Source organism: Enterobacter cloacae complex sp. IR5401 (genome assembly GCF_049238425.1).
GTDB classification, from domain to species: Bacteria; Pseudomonadota; Gammaproteobacteria; order Enterobacterales; family Enterobacteriaceae; genus Enterobacter; species Enterobacter hormaechei_C.
Map to the genome: position 1 here is coordinate 312,645 of NZ_JBMKHN010000002.1, position 14,352 is coordinate 326,996.

10 protein-coding genes are annotated in these 14,352 nt (G+C 58.5%); 7 read left to right on the top strand and 3 right to left on the bottom strand.

Features of this window, described 5'->3' with window-relative positions; all coding sequences use genetic code 11:
* The first annotated feature begins 1 nt into the window (after position 1).
* The 4 genes from ACOTX1_RS04495 (at position 2) to ACOTX1_RS04510 (ending at position 5,716) form a co-directional block, all read left to right on the top strand.
* A complete protein-coding gene (locus ACOTX1_RS04495) occupies positions 2–901 on the top strand; it encodes a glycyl-radical enzyme activating protein (RefSeq protein WP_023315698.1) in 900 nt (299 codons plus the stop codon).
* A gap of 4 nt (positions 902–905) precedes the next feature.
* Positions 906–3,338: a formate C-acetyltransferase/glycerol dehydratase family glycyl radical enzyme gene (locus tag ACOTX1_RS04500; protein ID WP_023315697.1), complete on the top strand. Its 2,433-nt coding sequence runs from the start codon at positions 906–908 to the stop codon at positions 3,336–3,338.
* A 154-nt stretch (positions 3,339–3,492) separates the two neighbouring features.
* The gene (locus ACOTX1_RS04505; RefSeq protein WP_023315696.1) at positions 3,493–4,308 is read left to right on the top strand and encodes a Cof-type HAD-IIB family hydrolase; all 816 of its coding nucleotides are present in this window, start codon (positions 3,493–3,495) and stop codon (positions 4,306–4,308) included.
* Between the two features lie 151 nt (positions 4,309–4,459).
* Entirely contained in the window at positions 4,460–5,716 is a 1,257-nt protein-coding gene (locus ACOTX1_RS04510; RefSeq protein WP_023315695.1) for a DUF1479 domain-containing protein, read from the top strand.
* Here the strand turns inward: ACOTX1_RS04510 and ACOTX1_RS04515 are convergent.
* Positions 5,713–6,786, bottom strand: a complete 1,074-nt coding sequence (locus ACOTX1_RS04515; RefSeq protein ID WP_045325487.1) for a LacI family DNA-binding transcriptional regulator — start codon at positions 6,784–6,786, stop codon at positions 5,713–5,715. The two genes, ACOTX1_RS04510 and ACOTX1_RS04515, sit on opposite strands and share 4 nt — an antisense overlap.
* A gap of 288 nt (positions 6,787–7,074) precedes the next feature.
* Here ACOTX1_RS04515 and ACOTX1_RS04520 point away from each other — a divergent pair, with 288 nt between their 5' ends.
* Entirely contained in the window at positions 7,075–8,376 is a 1,302-nt protein-coding gene (locus tag ACOTX1_RS04520; RefSeq protein ID WP_023315692.1) for an MFS transporter, read from the top strand.
* Between the two features lie 17 nt (positions 8,377–8,393).
* Positions 8,394–10,757 carry a TIM-barrel domain-containing protein gene (locus ACOTX1_RS04525; protein WP_023315691.1) on the top strand — a complete coding sequence of 788 codons (2,364 nt, stop codon included), beginning with the start codon at positions 8,394–8,396 and terminating at the stop codon, positions 10,755–10,757.
* 91 nt (positions 10,758–10,848) lie between these two features.
* Here the strand turns inward: ACOTX1_RS04525 and ACOTX1_RS04530 are convergent, their stop codons facing one another.
* The gene (locus ACOTX1_RS04530) at positions 10,849–12,444 is read right to left on the bottom strand and encodes an ABC-F family ATPase (protein ID WP_003858434.1); all 1,596 of its coding nucleotides are present in this window, start codon (positions 12,442–12,444) and stop codon (positions 10,849–10,851) included.
* A gap of 222 nt (positions 12,445–12,666) precedes the next feature.
* On the opposite strand from ACOTX1_RS04530, the gene ldtB reads away from it, so the two are divergent.
* Positions 12,667–13,587 carry a L,D-transpeptidase gene (gene ldtB / locus ACOTX1_RS04535; protein ID WP_003858435.1) on the top strand — a complete coding sequence of 307 codons (921 nt, stop codon included), beginning with the start codon at positions 12,667–12,669 and terminating at the stop codon, positions 13,585–13,587.
* A 41-nt stretch (positions 13,588–13,628) separates the two neighbouring features.
* Here the strand turns inward: ldtB and ACOTX1_RS04540 are convergent, their stop codons facing one another.
* Positions 13,629–14,345: a GntR family transcriptional regulator gene (locus tag ACOTX1_RS04540; RefSeq protein WP_023315690.1), complete on the bottom strand. Its 717-nt coding sequence runs from the start codon at positions 14,343–14,345 to the stop codon at positions 13,629–13,631.
* Between the last annotated feature and the right edge of the window lie 7 nt (positions 14,346–14,352).

A 14,352-nucleotide genomic window follows, 5' to 3' on the forward strand; every position in this document is an offset into this window, starting at 1 on the left:
AATGATCTTCAATATACAGCGTTACTCCACCCACGACGGCCCAGGTATTCGAACCGTGGTATTCCTGAAAGGCTGCTCGCTGGGCTGTCGCTGGTGTCAGAACCCGGAAAGCCGCTCCCGCAGCCGGGACGTGCTGTTTGATGCGCGTCTTTGCCTGGACGGCTGTGAACTGTGTCAGCAGGCCGCGCCGGGGTGTGTTGAACGCGCGCTGAACGGGCTGGTCATTCATCGTGAGAAGCTTAACGACGAGACGCTCATTGCCCTCACCGACTGCTGTCCGACCCAGGCGCTTACCGTCTGCGGTGAAGAGAAGCAGGTGGAGGAGATTATGGCCACCGTGCTGCGAGACAAGCCCTTCTACGACCGCAGCGGCGGCGGGATCACCCTTTCCGGCGGCGAGCCGTTTATGAATCCTGACCTGGCGCACGCCCTGTTTAAAGCCAGCCATGAACAAGGCATTCATACCGCCGTTGAAACCTGCCTTCACGTCCCCTGGCATTATATCGAGCCTTCACTGCCGTATGTCGATCTGTTCCTGGCGGACCTGAAGCATGTGGACAGTGACGTATTCAAACAGTGGACTGATGGCTCAGCCAGACGGATCCTGGACAACCTGAAGCGCCTGGCCGCCGCCGGGAAAACAATCACCATTCGCGTGCCGCTGATCCAGGGCTTTAACGCCGATGAAGCGTCCGTTACCGCCATTACCAACTTCGCTGCCGATGAACTCGGCGTCCACGATATTCATTTTCTGCCGTATCACACGCTGGGCATGAACAAATACACCCTGCTCGGCCAACCCTACTCTGCCCCTGACAAACCGCTGGATAACCCTGCCCTGCTGGACTTCGCGCAGCAGTACGCCTGCCAGAAAGGGTTAACCGCGACCTTACGAGGATAAACTTATGACCACCCTGAATCTCAACACCCTCAGCGAGCGCATTAAGGCGCACAAAACGGCCCTGGTGCATATCGTGAAGCCGCCGGTCTGTACCGAGCGCGCCCAGCATTACACCGAAATGTACCAGCAGCACATGGACAAGCCGATCCCGGTGCGCCGCGCCCTGGCGCTGGCGCATCACCTGGCCAAGCGCACCATCTGGATCAAGCACGATGAGCTGATCATCGGGAACCAGGCAAGCGAAGTGCGCGCCGCGCCGATCTTCCCGGAATATACCGTCTCCTGGATTGAGAAAGAGATTGACGACCTGGCGGACCGTCCGGGCGCGGGCTTTGCGGTGAGCGAAGAGAACAAGCGCGTGCTGCATGCGATCTGCCCATGGTGGCGCGGCCAGACGGTGCAGGATCGCTGCTACGGCATGTTCACCGACGAGCAGAAAGGCCTGCTGGAAACCGGCATCATCAAAGCCGAAGGCAACATGACCTCCGGCGACGCGCACCTGGCGGTGAACTTCCCTCTGGTGCTGGAGAAAGGGCTGGACGGCCTGCGCGCCAAAGTGGCCGAGCGCCGCTCACGCATCAACCTGACGGTGCTGGAAGACCTGCACGGCGATCAGTTCCTGAAAGCCATTGATATTGTGCTGGAAGCCGTCAGCCTGCACATCAAACGCTTCGCCGATCTGGCGCGCGAGATGGCCTCCAGCGAAACCCGCGAAAGCCGCCGCGACGAGCTGCTGGCGATGGCAGAAAACTGCGACGTGATTGCTCACGAGCCGCCAAAAACCTTCTGGCAAGCGTTACAGCTGTGCTACTTCATTCAGCTAATCCTGCAAATTGAGTCCAACGGCCACTCCGTCTCCTTTGCCCGTATGGACCAGTACCTTTACCCGTACTATCGCCGCGACGTGGAGCTGGACCAGAGCCTGGACCGCGAGCACGCCATCGAGCTGCTGCACAGCTGCTGGCTGAAGCTGCTGGAAGTGAACAAAATCCGCTCCGGCTCGCACTCGAAGGCTTCCGCCGGTAGCCCGCTGTACCAGAACGTCACCATCGGCGGCCAGAAGCTGGTCAACGGTGAGCCGATGGACGCGGTGAACCCGCTCTCGTACGCGATTCTGGAATCCTGCGGTCGCCTGCGCTCCACCCAGCCGAACCTGAGCGTGCGCTACCACGCGGGCATGAGCAACGACTTCCTCGACGCCTGCGTGCAGGTGATCCGCTGCGGCTTCGGGATGCCAGCGTTCAACAACGATGAAATCGTCATTCCGGAATTCATCAAGCTCGGCGTTGAACGCGACGACGCCTACGACTACGCGGCCATCGGCTGCATCGAAACCGCGGTGGGCGGCAAATGGGGCTACCGCTGCACCGGCATGAGCTTTATCAACTTCGCCCGCGTGATGCTGGCCGCGCTGGAAGGCGGCCGCGACGCCACCAGCGGCAAGGTGTTCCTGCCGCAGGAGAAAGCCCTCTCTGCCGGTAACTTCGATAACTTCGAGGAGGTGATGGCGGCGTGGGATACCCAGATCCGCTACTACACCCGCAAATCCATCGAGATTGAGTACGTGGTGGATACCATGCTGGAGGAGAACGTCCACGATATTCTCTGCTCGGCGCTGGTGGACGACTGCATCGAGCGCGCGAAAAGCATCAAGCAGGGCGGCGCGAAGTATGACTGGGTGTCCGGCCTGCAGGTGGGCATCGCCAACCTCGGCAACAGCCTGGCGGCGGTGAAGAAGCTGGTGTTCGAACAGGGCGTCATCGGCCAGCAGCAGCTGGCGGCGGCGCTGGCCGATGATTTCGACGGACTGACCCACGAGCAGCTGCGCCAGCGCCTGATCAACGGCGCGCCGAAGTACGGCAACGACGACGACAGCGTGGACCTGCTGCTGACCCGCGCCTACGAAACCTACCTTGAAGAGCTGAAGCAGTATCACAACCCACGCTACGGCCGCGGCCCGATTGGGGGTAACTACTACGCGGGCACGTCGTCTATCTCAGCAAACGTGCCGTTTGGCGCAGCGACCATGGCGACGCCGGACGGGCGTAAGGCGCATACCCCTCTGGCGGAAGGGGCCAGCCCGGCTTCCGGTACCGACCACCTCGGGCCGACGGCGGTGATTGGCTCCGTGGGTAAACTGCCGACGGAAGCGATTCTTGGCGGCGTGCTGCTTAACCAGAAGCTGAACCCGTCGACGCTGGAAAACGACAGCGATCGCCAGAAGCTGATGGTGCTGCTGCGCACCTTCTTCGAGGTGCATAAGGGCTGGCATATTCAGTACAACATCGTCTCGCGCGAAACGCTGCTGGAGGCGAAGAAACACCCGGACCAGTACCGCGACCTGGTGGTGCGCGTCGCGGGTTACTCGGCGTTCTTCACCGCCCTGTCGCCGGATGCGCAGGACGATATTATCGCCCGTACTGAGCATACGCTGTAATAATGTATCCCCTCTCCCACGGGGAGAGGGAGAAAACACTAAAAACGGCAACCTCGGTTGCCGTTTTGCTTTTACTTTCGAATGAAATTAAATTTGTGCTCCCCGTCACCTTGTTATTAGAATGTTTCAAAACGCAGTGACCCAGGAGCACAGTATGACCGTAAAAGTTATCGTCACCGATATGGACGGAACTTTCCTTGATGATGCCAAGCAGTACGATCGTGACCGCTTCCAGGCACAGTTTAAACAGCTTAAAGCCCGCAACATTGAATTTGTTGTCGCCAGCGGCAACCAGTATTACCAGCTCATCTCGTTTTTCCCGGAACTGAAGGATCAAATCTCCTTCGTGGCGGAAAACGGCGCGCTGGTCTTCGATCACGGCGAACAGATTTTCCACGGCGAACTGACCCGCCATGAGTCGCAGATCGTGATTGGCGAACTGCTGAAAGACAAAGGGCTGAACTTCGTGGCCTGCGGGCTGGAGAGCGCCTACGTCAGCGATAAAGCGCCGGACGCGTTCGTGGCGCTAATGTCAAAGCACTACCACCGCTTAAAGCGCATCAGCGATTACCGCGACATTGACGACGTGCTGTTTAAGTTCTCCCTGAACCTGCCGGACAGCGATATTCCTAATCTGGTGGATAAACTCCACGTCTCCCTGGACGGCATCATGAAGCCGGTCACCAGCGGCTTTGGCTTTGTCGATTTAATTATCCCCGGCCTGCACAAAGCCAACGGCATCAGCCGCCTGCTGAAGCGCTGGAAAATCTCTCCGCAAGAGTGCGTGGCCATTGGCGACAGCGGCAACGATGCCGAGATGCTGAAGCTGGTGAAATATTCCTTTGCGATGGGTAACGCGGCAGAGAGCATCAAAGAAATCAGCCGCTACAGCACCGATGACAACAACCATCACGGCGCGCTGAACGTCATTCAGGCCGTGCTCGACGCGCACTCCCCGTTCGACGCCTGATCCTCTTCTCGCCGGAGCCCTGCTCCGGCACCCTCACTCATTTTCCCGTCCTGTGGCGCACGTCAAGTTTTTAAACTTGCATTAACTTATTTTTAACTTAAAGTATCACTTGTAGATACTTTTACTTTCGAATGAAAGATGCGAGGCAGTTATGACCTTTACCAGTGAAACCTTGCCGGCGGATCACAAAGCGGCAATCCGTGAGTTGAAACGTGAATTACGCGCGCAGATCGGCGACGTGCAGGCGGTGTTCGACAAGCTCAGCGACAGCATTGCCACCCGCGTGGCGGAAATTAACGCCCTTAAAAATAAAGGTGAATCCGTCTGGCCGGTGATCCCGTTTAACGATGTGAAAAACGGCACGATTACCGACGCACAGCGCGAGGCCGTTAAGCGCCGCGGCTGCGCGGTGATTAAAGGTCACTTCCCGCGCGAGCAGGCGCTGGCGTGGGATCAGTCGATGCTTGACTACCTCGATCTGAACAAGTTTGATGAGGTGTACAAAGGGCCAGGCGATAACTTCTTCGGCACCCTGACCGCCTCCCGTCCGGAGATTTACCCGATCTACTGGTCGCAGGCGCAAATGCAGGCGCGCCAGAGCGAAGAAATGGCGCAGGTGCAGTCGTTCCTGAACCGCTTATGGACGTTCGAGAGCAACGGCAAGCAGTGGTTCGACCCGGACGTGAGCGTGATTTACCCGGATCGTATCCGCCGCCGTCCGCCGGGAACCACCTCGAAGGGACTCGGCGCGCATACCGACTCCGGCGCGCTGGAGCGCTGGCTGCTGCCTGCCTACCAGCAGGTCTTTGCCCGCGTGTTTGACGGCAACGTTGAGAAATACGATCCGTGGAACGCCGCGCATCGTACCGAAGTGGAAGAGTATACCGTCGATAACACCACCAAATGCTCGGTGTTCCGCACCTTCCAGGGCTGGACGGCACTGTCGGACATGATCCCCGGTCAGGGGCTGCTGCACGTGGTGCCGATCCCGGAAGCAATGGCCTATATTCTGCTGCGTCCGCTGCTGGACGACGTGCCGGAGGACGAGCTGTGCGGCGTGGCGCCGGGGCGCGTGCTGCCGGTTTCCGAGAAGTGGCACCCGCTGCTTATCGAGGCGCTGACCAGCATTCCTGCGCTGGAGGCGGGTGATTCGGTGTGGTGGCACTGCGATGTGATCCACTCCGTCGCGCCGGTGGATAATCAGCAGGGCTGGGGCAACGTGATGTATATCCCCGCCGCACCGATGTGCGAGAAGAACCTCGCCTATGCGAAGAAGGTCAAGGAAGCGCTGGAGACCGGCGCGTCGCCGGGAGACTTCCCGCGCGAGGATTATGAAAAAACCTGGCAGGACCGCTTTACCGTGAACGATCTCAACATCCACGGCAAACGCGCGCTGGGCATGGTCTAGCTGTCGTACAGCCCTTCCCGCTCCACGGCGGTGCGTCGTTTCCCCTGACGTATCCGCCGTACCGATTCCCGCACGGCCAGCGTGCCGTTCAGCAGCAATGTGCCCACCGGCGCGTCCGGGCGCATGAGCCGCTGCTGGAGCATGTGTACCGCTTCCGTTCCCAGCTCATCGCGGGGAACATGCACGGCCGTTAATGGAACATCCTGAATCGCCGCCAGGTTAAAGCCGTCTATGCTCATCACCGAGACGTCCTGCGGCACGCGCAGGCCGTGGTTTTGTAATGCGCTGATGGTGCCCGCCGCCATAAAGTCGCCGCCAACCAGGAACGCCGTCGGCAGGTCTTTTCCCTGCTGCTGATTTAGCCAATCGCTCACCAGCTGCTCCGTCTCTCTGGCGCTGAAGCTCGGCACCACCAGCAGATCGCGCTTGTCGTTGAACGCCAGGTTGTGGGACTGCCACGCGTCGCGGATCCCCGACAGGCGCAGCTCCATCGTGTAGCGACGCAGGCACAGCACGTTCATCACCTCGCGGTGCCCCATCTCGAACAGGTACTCCGCCGCCCGCTCGCCGATGGCGCGGTGATCCGGCGCAACGGCAGGCAGACGCATGTGCCGGTCGCGGCAGTTAATCAGCATGCAGGGTTTGCCCACGTCCACCGCCAGATCGTGGATATGCGGATCGTCAATACCGAGAAGAATGGCCGCCTGCGTGTCCGGCTCGTTCATCCGCGCCAGAAACAGCTGGGCGTCGCTGTCGTTCTCCTCCAGCGCGCAGTAGCGCAACCGGACCTCGTGGGAGGCAAGCCCTTTGCTCACGCTCTGGATCACGCGGTAGTAAAAGATGTCGGACCGCTCGTCGAAGGCGCGCTGCGGGGCAAAAACCACCAGGCTGTTAAGCAGCAGACGCCCTGCCGCCATGCCGTCCATTACCCCCAGCTCGCGCGCGCACGCCAGCACCTTTGCACGCGCTTTTTCGCTGGTATTCGCTTTCCCCGCCAGCACCCGCGACACGGTGCTGATGGAGAGCTGCGTGCGGGCCGCGATTTCGGTGATTTTTAGCCTTTTGTCCATTTTGTGATCTGGCTCCATTTGCGAAATGAAAAAATTTTCATAGCGTGTGTGTCAGGCAATAACTGACGTGAATGCCATCATGCCAGAGTGTTTTCGTCGTTTATGAGAAATTTTGCACAAAATCCACTTTTGCCCACTCATTTTCTTCCTTAAGGTGAACTTGTCACACAGCTTCCATACTAGTTGTATAGCGACTTAAGCATTATAAGCGGATTGAAATCAAAGGCATAACAATCTGTGTGACACCTGAACCTCCGTCCCCTTACCGTCCGTCTTGTGGAGAGTAAAATGAGTCAGGACATCAATAACACCATTGCGACAGGCAAAACCCGTCGCGTCATCAAGAACCTGCGCTGGTACGTGCTGGTGCTATTCTTGCTGGGCGTCACCGTTAACTACATCACCCGAAATTCCTTAGGTATTCTCGCTCCGGAGCTGAAAGAGAGCCTCGGGATCACCACCGAGCAATACTCCTGGATCGTCGGCGCGTTTCAGATCGCCTATACCATTTTCCAGCCCCTGTGCGGCTGGCTGATTGACGTCATTGGCCTGAAGATTGGCTTTATGGTCTGCGCCGGGATCTGGGCGCTGATGTGTATTTTCCACGCGGGCGCCGGAAGCTGGCTGCACCTGGCCATACTGCGCTTCTTTATGGGGGCTTCAGAGGCCGCCGCCACCCCGGCGAACGCCAAAACCATCGGTGAATGGTTCCCGAAATCAGAGCGTCCCGTTGCTGCTGGCTGGGCGGGCGTGGGCTTCTCCATCGGCGCGATGCTGGCTCCGCCTATCATCTACTTTGCTCACGCCTCGTTCGGCTGGCAGGGGGCGTTCATGTTTACCGGCGTGCTGGCGCTGCTGTGGGTGATCCTCTGGTGGGCGTTCTACCACAACCCCGAGCAGCACCCGAACCTGAGCAAGGACGAGCTGGCGTTTATCAAGCAGGATAACGAACCAGCGCCGGTCAAATTGCCCTTCCTGACCGCGCTGAAAACCGTTTCAAAAAACAAACGTTTCTACGGTATCGCCATTCCGGCCTTTATGGCAGAACCCGCCTGGGCGGTGCTGAGCTTCTGGGTGCCGCTGTACCTCGCCAAAGAGCACGGCATGGACCTGAAGCAGATTGCGATGTTTGCCTGGCTGCCGTTCCTCGCCGCCGACCTCGGCAGCGTGGCGAGCGGCTACCTGACGCGTCTGTATACCCGCCTGTTCGGCTGCTCCCGCGTGAACTCGGTTGTCGCCAGCTCCGTGACCGGCGCGTTCCTGATGATCTCGCTGGCCATCGTGGCCATTACCCGCGACCCGTATATCACCATCGTGCTGATCTCCATCGGCGGCTTCGGGCACCAGATCATCTCCTGCATGCTCAGCGCCCTGGTCGTGGAGTCATTCGACAAAGGCCAGATGGCGACCGTCAACGGCATGCGCGGCTCGGCGGCGTGGATCGCCAGCTTCCTGTTCTCGCTGTTAATCGGTGTGACCGCCGACAAAATCGGCTTTAACCCGCTCTTTATCGCCATGGGCTTCTTTGACCTGATTGGCGCTCTCTTCCTGGTAGCATTTATTGCTGAACGTCGCGCGAAGCGCGCCTGATAGTGGATGTATTGCATATGAAAACCCTGAAAAACTGGACCCTTGATACGCAGTCGGCAAACCATCTGGAACTGCTGGTCGATAGCCAGCACCGCCTGTGCCTGTATGTGCTGGAAGAGAACCTGTTCCGCGTGCTGATCAAGCGTAAAGGCGAGCTGGCGCTGGACCGCACCTGGAGCATCGCACCGGAAAAAGACGTGCCGTGGGAAGGTCGCCGTCGTGACGATCTGAGCGGATTTACCTGCCCGGCCTGGAGGCTGACGCAGCAGGACGATACGTTAACCGTGGCAACCGAGCAGCTGCGCGTCACCGTCCACCAGCCGCTGTGGCTGGAGTGGCACTACCGCAATGACGCGGGCGTGTGGCAGCCGCTGGTCAATGACCGCCCGACCAGCGCCTACCTGCTGAACGCCCACGGTGACGGCGTGGCGCACTATCTCAGCCGCCGTAAGGATGAACGTTTTTACGGTCTGGGTGAGAAAGCGGGCGATTTACAGCGCAACGGCAAACGCTACGAGATGCGTAACCTGGACGCGATGGGCTATAACGCGGCCAGCACCGACCCGCTGTACAAGCACATCCCGTTCACCCTCACCCGTCGCGATGACGTGAGCTACGGTCTGTTCTACGATAACCTGAGCAGCTGCTGGCTGGATCTGGGTAACGAGATCGACAACTATCACACCGCCTACCGCCGCTGGCAGGCGGAAGCGGGCGATATTGACTACTACCTCTTTACCGGCAAGCGCGTGCTGGACGTGACGAAAGCCTTCGTGCGCCTGACGGGGAAAACGCTGTTCGGACCGAAGTGGAGCCTGGGCTACAGCGGCTCGACCATGCACTACACCGACGCGCCGGACGCGCAAAACCAGCTGATGAACTTCATTCGCCTGTGCGAGGAGCATGCAATTCCGTGCGACTCGTTCCAGCTCTCCTCCGGCTATACCTCGATTAACGGCAAGCGCTACGTCTTTAACTGGAACTACGACAAAGTGCCGCAGCCAAAGGTGATGAGCCAGGCGTTCCACGACGCGGGGCTGCGGCTTGCGGCCAACATCAAGCCGTGTCTGTTGCAGGATCATCCCCGCTACGGCGAAGTGGCGGAACGCGGCCTGTTCATTCGCGATTCAGAAACCGATGCGCCTGAACGTTCCAGCTTCTGGGATGACGAAGGATCGCACCTCGACTTCACCAACCCGCAGACGGTGCAGTGGTGGCAGAACGGCGTGACCACGCAGCTGCTGGAGATGGGCATCGACTCCACCTGGAACGACAACAACGAGTATGAAGTGTGGGACGGGGAAGCGCGCTGCTATGGCTTCGGCAAGGAGATAGCCATCAAGCATATTCGCCCGGTGATGCCGCTGCTGATGATGCGCGCCTCGCTGGAAGCGCAGCAGCGCTTTGCGCCGGAAAAGCGTCCGTATCTGATCTCCCGCTCCGGCTGCGCCGGGATGCAGCGCTACGTCCAGACCTGGAGCGGCGACAACCGCACCAACTGGGACACCCTGCGTTATAACATCCGTATGGGGCTGGGCATGAGCCTGTCCGGGCTGTTCAACGTCGGGCACGACGTCGGCGGTTTCTCCGGCGACAAGCCGGACGCCGAGCTGTTCGTGCGCTGGGTGCAGAACGGCGTGATGCACCCGCGCTTTACCATTCACTCGTGGAACGATGACCACACGGTGAACGAGCCGTGGATGTATCCGGGCGTCACGCCTGCCATCCGCGGCGCGATTGAGCTGCGCTACCGCCTGCTGCCGTATCTTTACACCCTGCTCTGGCAGGCGCACGCCGACGACGAACCGATGCTGCGCCCGACCTTCCTCGACCACGAGCACGATGCGCAAACCTTCAAAGAGTGCGACGACTTCCTGCTGGGCCGCGACCTGCTGGTTGCCAGCGTCGTCGAAGCCGGGCAGCGCGAGCGCCGCGTCTGGCTGCCGGATAACGAAACCGGCTGGTACGATTTTTACACCCACGCGTGGTATGCGGGCGGGCAAGCGATCGTCCTTGATGCGCCGCTGGAAAAACTGCCGCTGCTGGTGCGCGCCGGGGCCGGTCTGCCGCTCAGCGAGCGCATCCGTCACGTGAGCGCCGATAAAGACGATACCCGTGAGCTGAAGCTGTTCCCGGTGAAAGGCGTCGGCACAACCTCGGGGCTGCTGTTTGAAGACGACGGTGAAAGCTGGGGCTACCTGAACGGCAATGCGCTGTGGGTGGAATGGGAAATGGTGTGCGATGGCGCAACCATCAACCTGAAGGTGAACGCTCGCGGCGACTATCGTCCGGCATGGAAGGCGCTGAAGGTATCATTACCGGCGGAGGAAAAACGTACGCTGCGGGTGAATGGAGTTGAAGGGGGCGAGTGGGTGGTGTAGTGCGGCCTGTAGCCCTCACCCTAACCCTCTCCCACAGGGAGAGGGGATAAAATGTAGGCCGGGTAAGGCGAAGCCGCCACCCGGCTATTTTTTAACTCTCGATACCTTTACTGCGCAGGTAATCTTCGTAGTTACCGGTGAAGTCCACCACGCGCTCTGGCGTAATTTCGATCACGCGGGTCGCCAGCGAGCTGACGAACTCACGGTCGTGAGAGACGAAGATCAGGGTGCCCTGATACATCTCCAGCGCCATGTTCAGGGATTCGATCGATTCCATATCCAGGTGGTTAGTCGGTTCGTCCATCACCAGAATATTCGGTTTTTCCATCATCAGCTTGCCGAACAACATACGGCCCTTTTCACCACCGGAGAGCACTTTGGCGGGCTTTTTGATGTCGTCCTGGCTGAACAGCAGACGCCCCAGAATGCTGCGTACCGCCTGCTCATCGTCGCCTTCCTGCTTCCACTGGCTCATCCAGTCGAAGACGGTCAGATCGTTTTCGAATTCATATTCATGGTCCTGCGCGTAGTAACCAATCTGCGCGTTTTCAGACCATTTCACGGTTCCGTTGTCCGGTTGCAGTTCACCCACCAGGGTTTTCAGCATAGTGGATTTACCCACGCCGTTGGCGCCGAGGATGGCAATCTTCTCGCCCACTTCCAGCAGCAGGTTGAAGTTTTTGAACAGCGGGCCTTCATCGAAGCCTTTGGTGAGGGCTTCCACTTCAAGCGCGTTACGGAACAGCTTCTTGTCCTGCTCGAAGCGGATGAACGGGTTCTGACGGCTGGAGGCTTTAACCTCTTCCAGCTTGATTTTGTCGATCTGACGCGCACGCGAGGTCGCCTGACGCGACTTAGAGGCGTTGGCGCTGAAGCGGCTGACGAAGGATTGCAGGTCCGCAATCTGCGCTTTCTTCTTGGCGTTGTCGGCCAGCAGACGTTCACGTGCCTGGGTTGCCGCCGTCATGTACTCATCGTAGTTGCCCGGATAAACGCGCAGCTCGCCGTAGTCCAGATCCGCCATGTGCGTACACACCATGTTAAGGAAGTGACGGTCGTGCGAAATGATGATCATGGTGCTGTCGCGATCGTTCAGCGTCTGCTCCAGCCAGCGGATGGTGTCGATGTCCAGGTTGTTGGTCGGTTCGTCGAGCAGCAGGATGTCCGGGTTAGAGAACAGCGCCTGCGCCAGCAGCACACGTAGCTTCCAGCCTGGCGCAACTTCGCTCATCGGACCATAATGCTGTTCAACAGGAATGCCGACGCCCAGCAGCAGTTCGCCCGCACGCGCTTCCGCAGAGTAGCCGTCCATTTCGCCGTATTGCGTTTCCAGGTCGGCCACTTTGTAACCGTCTTCTTCGCTCATCTCAGCGAGACCGTATATACGATCGCGCTCCTGCTTCACTTCCCACAGCTCCGCATGCCCCATGATCACGGTGTCGAGCACGGTGAACTCTTCGAAGGCGAACTGATCCTGACGCAGCTTACCGATGCGCTCGTTAGGGTCGAGCGACACGTTACCGAGCGTTGGCTCCAGGTCACCGCCGAGGATCTTCATAAAGGTGGATTTTCCGCTACCGTTGGCACCAATCAGGCCGTAACGGTTGCCGCCGCCAAATTTGACGGAAATATTTTCGAACAGCGGCTTACTGCCAAACTGCATAGTGACGTTGCTGGTAACTAACACGGAGAGATTCCTGCGAAAAGTGTGATAAACGCGGCATTATGCCACAATTCCGAATTGAGATCCCGTGTTGCAGTAATCCACTAAACTTTAACAAAATCGAAAAAAATGTGATTTCGTACACATCTGAATTCCCAGTTAACGGGAATGCACATATAATGCGCTCCCATTACTGATTCAGACTTATCAACTCATCGCCAGAATGGCTTAGATACCTCGCATAACATGAACATGAAATTAACAACGCTTTTTGCGGCGGCGTTAGCCGTAGTAGGTTTTTGTAAGACCGCGTCTGCGGTGACGTATCCCCTGCCGACAGACGGAAGCCGTCTGGTGGGTGAAAACCAGGTGGTGACGGTGCCGGAAGGTAACACTCAGCCGCTGGAATACTTCGCGGCGCAGTATCAGCTCGGCCTGTCTAACATGCTGGAAGCGAACCCGGGCGTTGACCCGTATCTGCCGAAAGCGGGTACCGTACTCAACATTCCACAGCAGCTGATCCTGCCGGATACCGTGCACGAAGGTATCGTAATTAACAGCGCCGAAATGCGTCTGTATTACTACCCGAAAGGCACCAACACCGTGATCGTTCTGCCTATCGGTATCGGTCAACTGGGTAAAGATACCCCGCTGAACTGGACCACCAAAGTGGAGCGTAAGAAAGCGGGCCCAACCTGGACGCCGACCGCCAAAATGCACGCTGAGTACATTGCTGCCGGTGAACCGCTGCCAGCCGTTGTGCCTGCCGGCCCGGATAACCCGATGGGTCTGTACGCGCTGTACATTGGTCGTCTGTATGCCATCCACGGTACAAACGCCAACTTCGGTATCGGCCTGCGCGTAAGCCACGGCTGCGTGCGTCTGCGTAATGAAGACATCAAATTCCTGTTCGATAACGTGCCGGTTGGTACGCGCGTGCAGTTCATTAACGAACCGGTGAAAGCGACGTCAGAGCCGGACGGCAGCCGTTACATTGAAGTGCATAACCCGCTGTCCACCAGCGAAGATCAGATCAACAACAACGAAATCGTACCGATTAAGCTGACCAGCGCGGTGCAGTCCGTCACCTCTCAGGCGGATGTTGACACGACCATCGTTGACCAGGCGATTCAGAACCGTTCCGGTATGCCGGTGCGTTTAAACTAATCGTGATAATTAAAAAAGCGGACCTTGAAGTCCGCTTTTTTTTATCCGTTATTCACGATAACGATACCGCCATGGTCATAGCGATAGTGACAATGGGCGTACTCCAGCGGCGTACCATCTTCCAGATAGATCACCTGCTCTACCTCCAGCACCGGGTCGGTTGGCTCGCAGACCAGATGCTGCATATCCAGCGCACTGGGCTTCAGCGCCCGCACCACACGATACGATCCCATGATCTTCAGCCCCAGCGTCTCCTGCACATACCGGAATACCGAACTATCAAGATGGGTTTTGTTCAGACCGGGGACCAGATTGAGCGGCATTACCGTGGCGTCCAGAGACATCGGCTCACCGTTCAGTAAACGCAGACGGATAAAGTCATAGATCGGCGTATCCGGATTTATCATCAGCGATGCCTGCTCTTTCTCGTTCGGGAAGCGCAGTTCGAAGTGCACCACCTGGCTCGTCACCGTGCCTAAATGTTCCCAGGTTTTGGTCGCCCCGAAGTAGTCGCTGCCGGAGAGATCCCACTGGGAAAGCTGGAGGAAATTTTTGCGGATGAACGTGCCCTGCCCCTGTCGGGTATAGACCAGCCCTTCGACAATCAGCTGACGCATCGCCTGCTGAATGGTCATCCGGCTGGTGCTGAACTCCGCCGCCAGCGCGAACTGGTCCGGCAGCGGTTCATTGGCGGCGTACTGCTGGGTGATAATGCGTTTCTTAATTTCCCGCGCTATGGTGATGTACTTCGCCGCCATCGTCCTT

What these genes read in the sequence shown, in the direction of transcription:
- ACOTX1_RS04520 (WP_023315692.1), top strand. Translation starts at nt 7,075, where the DNA reads ATGAGTCAGGACATCAATAACACCATTGCGACAGGCAAAACCCGTCGC.
- ACOTX1_RS04525 (WP_023315691.1), top strand. Translation starts at nt 8,394, where the DNA reads ATGAAAACCCTGAAAAACTGGACCCTTGATACGCAGTCGGCAAACCAT.
- ACOTX1_RS04540 (WP_023315690.1), bottom strand. Translation starts at nt 14,345, where the DNA reads ATGGCGGCGAAGTACATCACCATAGCGCGGGAAATTAAGAAACGCATT.
- ACOTX1_RS04505 (WP_023315696.1), top strand. Translation starts at nt 3,493, where the DNA reads ATGACCGTAAAAGTTATCGTCACCGATATGGACGGAACTTTCCTTGAT.
- ACOTX1_RS04500 (WP_023315697.1), top strand. Translation starts at nt 906, where the DNA reads ATGACCACCCTGAATCTCAACACCCTCAGCGAGCGCATTAAGGCGCAC.
- ACOTX1_RS04515 (WP_045325487.1), bottom strand. Translation starts at nt 6,786, where the DNA reads ATGGACAAAAGGCTAAAAATCACCGAAATCGCGGCCCGCACGCAGCTC.
- ACOTX1_RS04510 (WP_023315695.1), top strand. Translation starts at nt 4,460, where the DNA reads ATGACCTTTACCAGTGAAACCTTGCCGGCGGATCACAAAGCGGCAATC.
- ACOTX1_RS04495 (WP_023315698.1), top strand. Translation starts at nt 2, where the DNA reads ATGATCTTCAATATACAGCGTTACTCCACCCACGACGGCCCAGGTATT.
- ldtB (WP_003858435.1), top strand. Translation starts at nt 12,667, where the DNA reads ATGAACATGAAATTAACAACGCTTTTTGCGGCGGCGTTAGCCGTAGTA.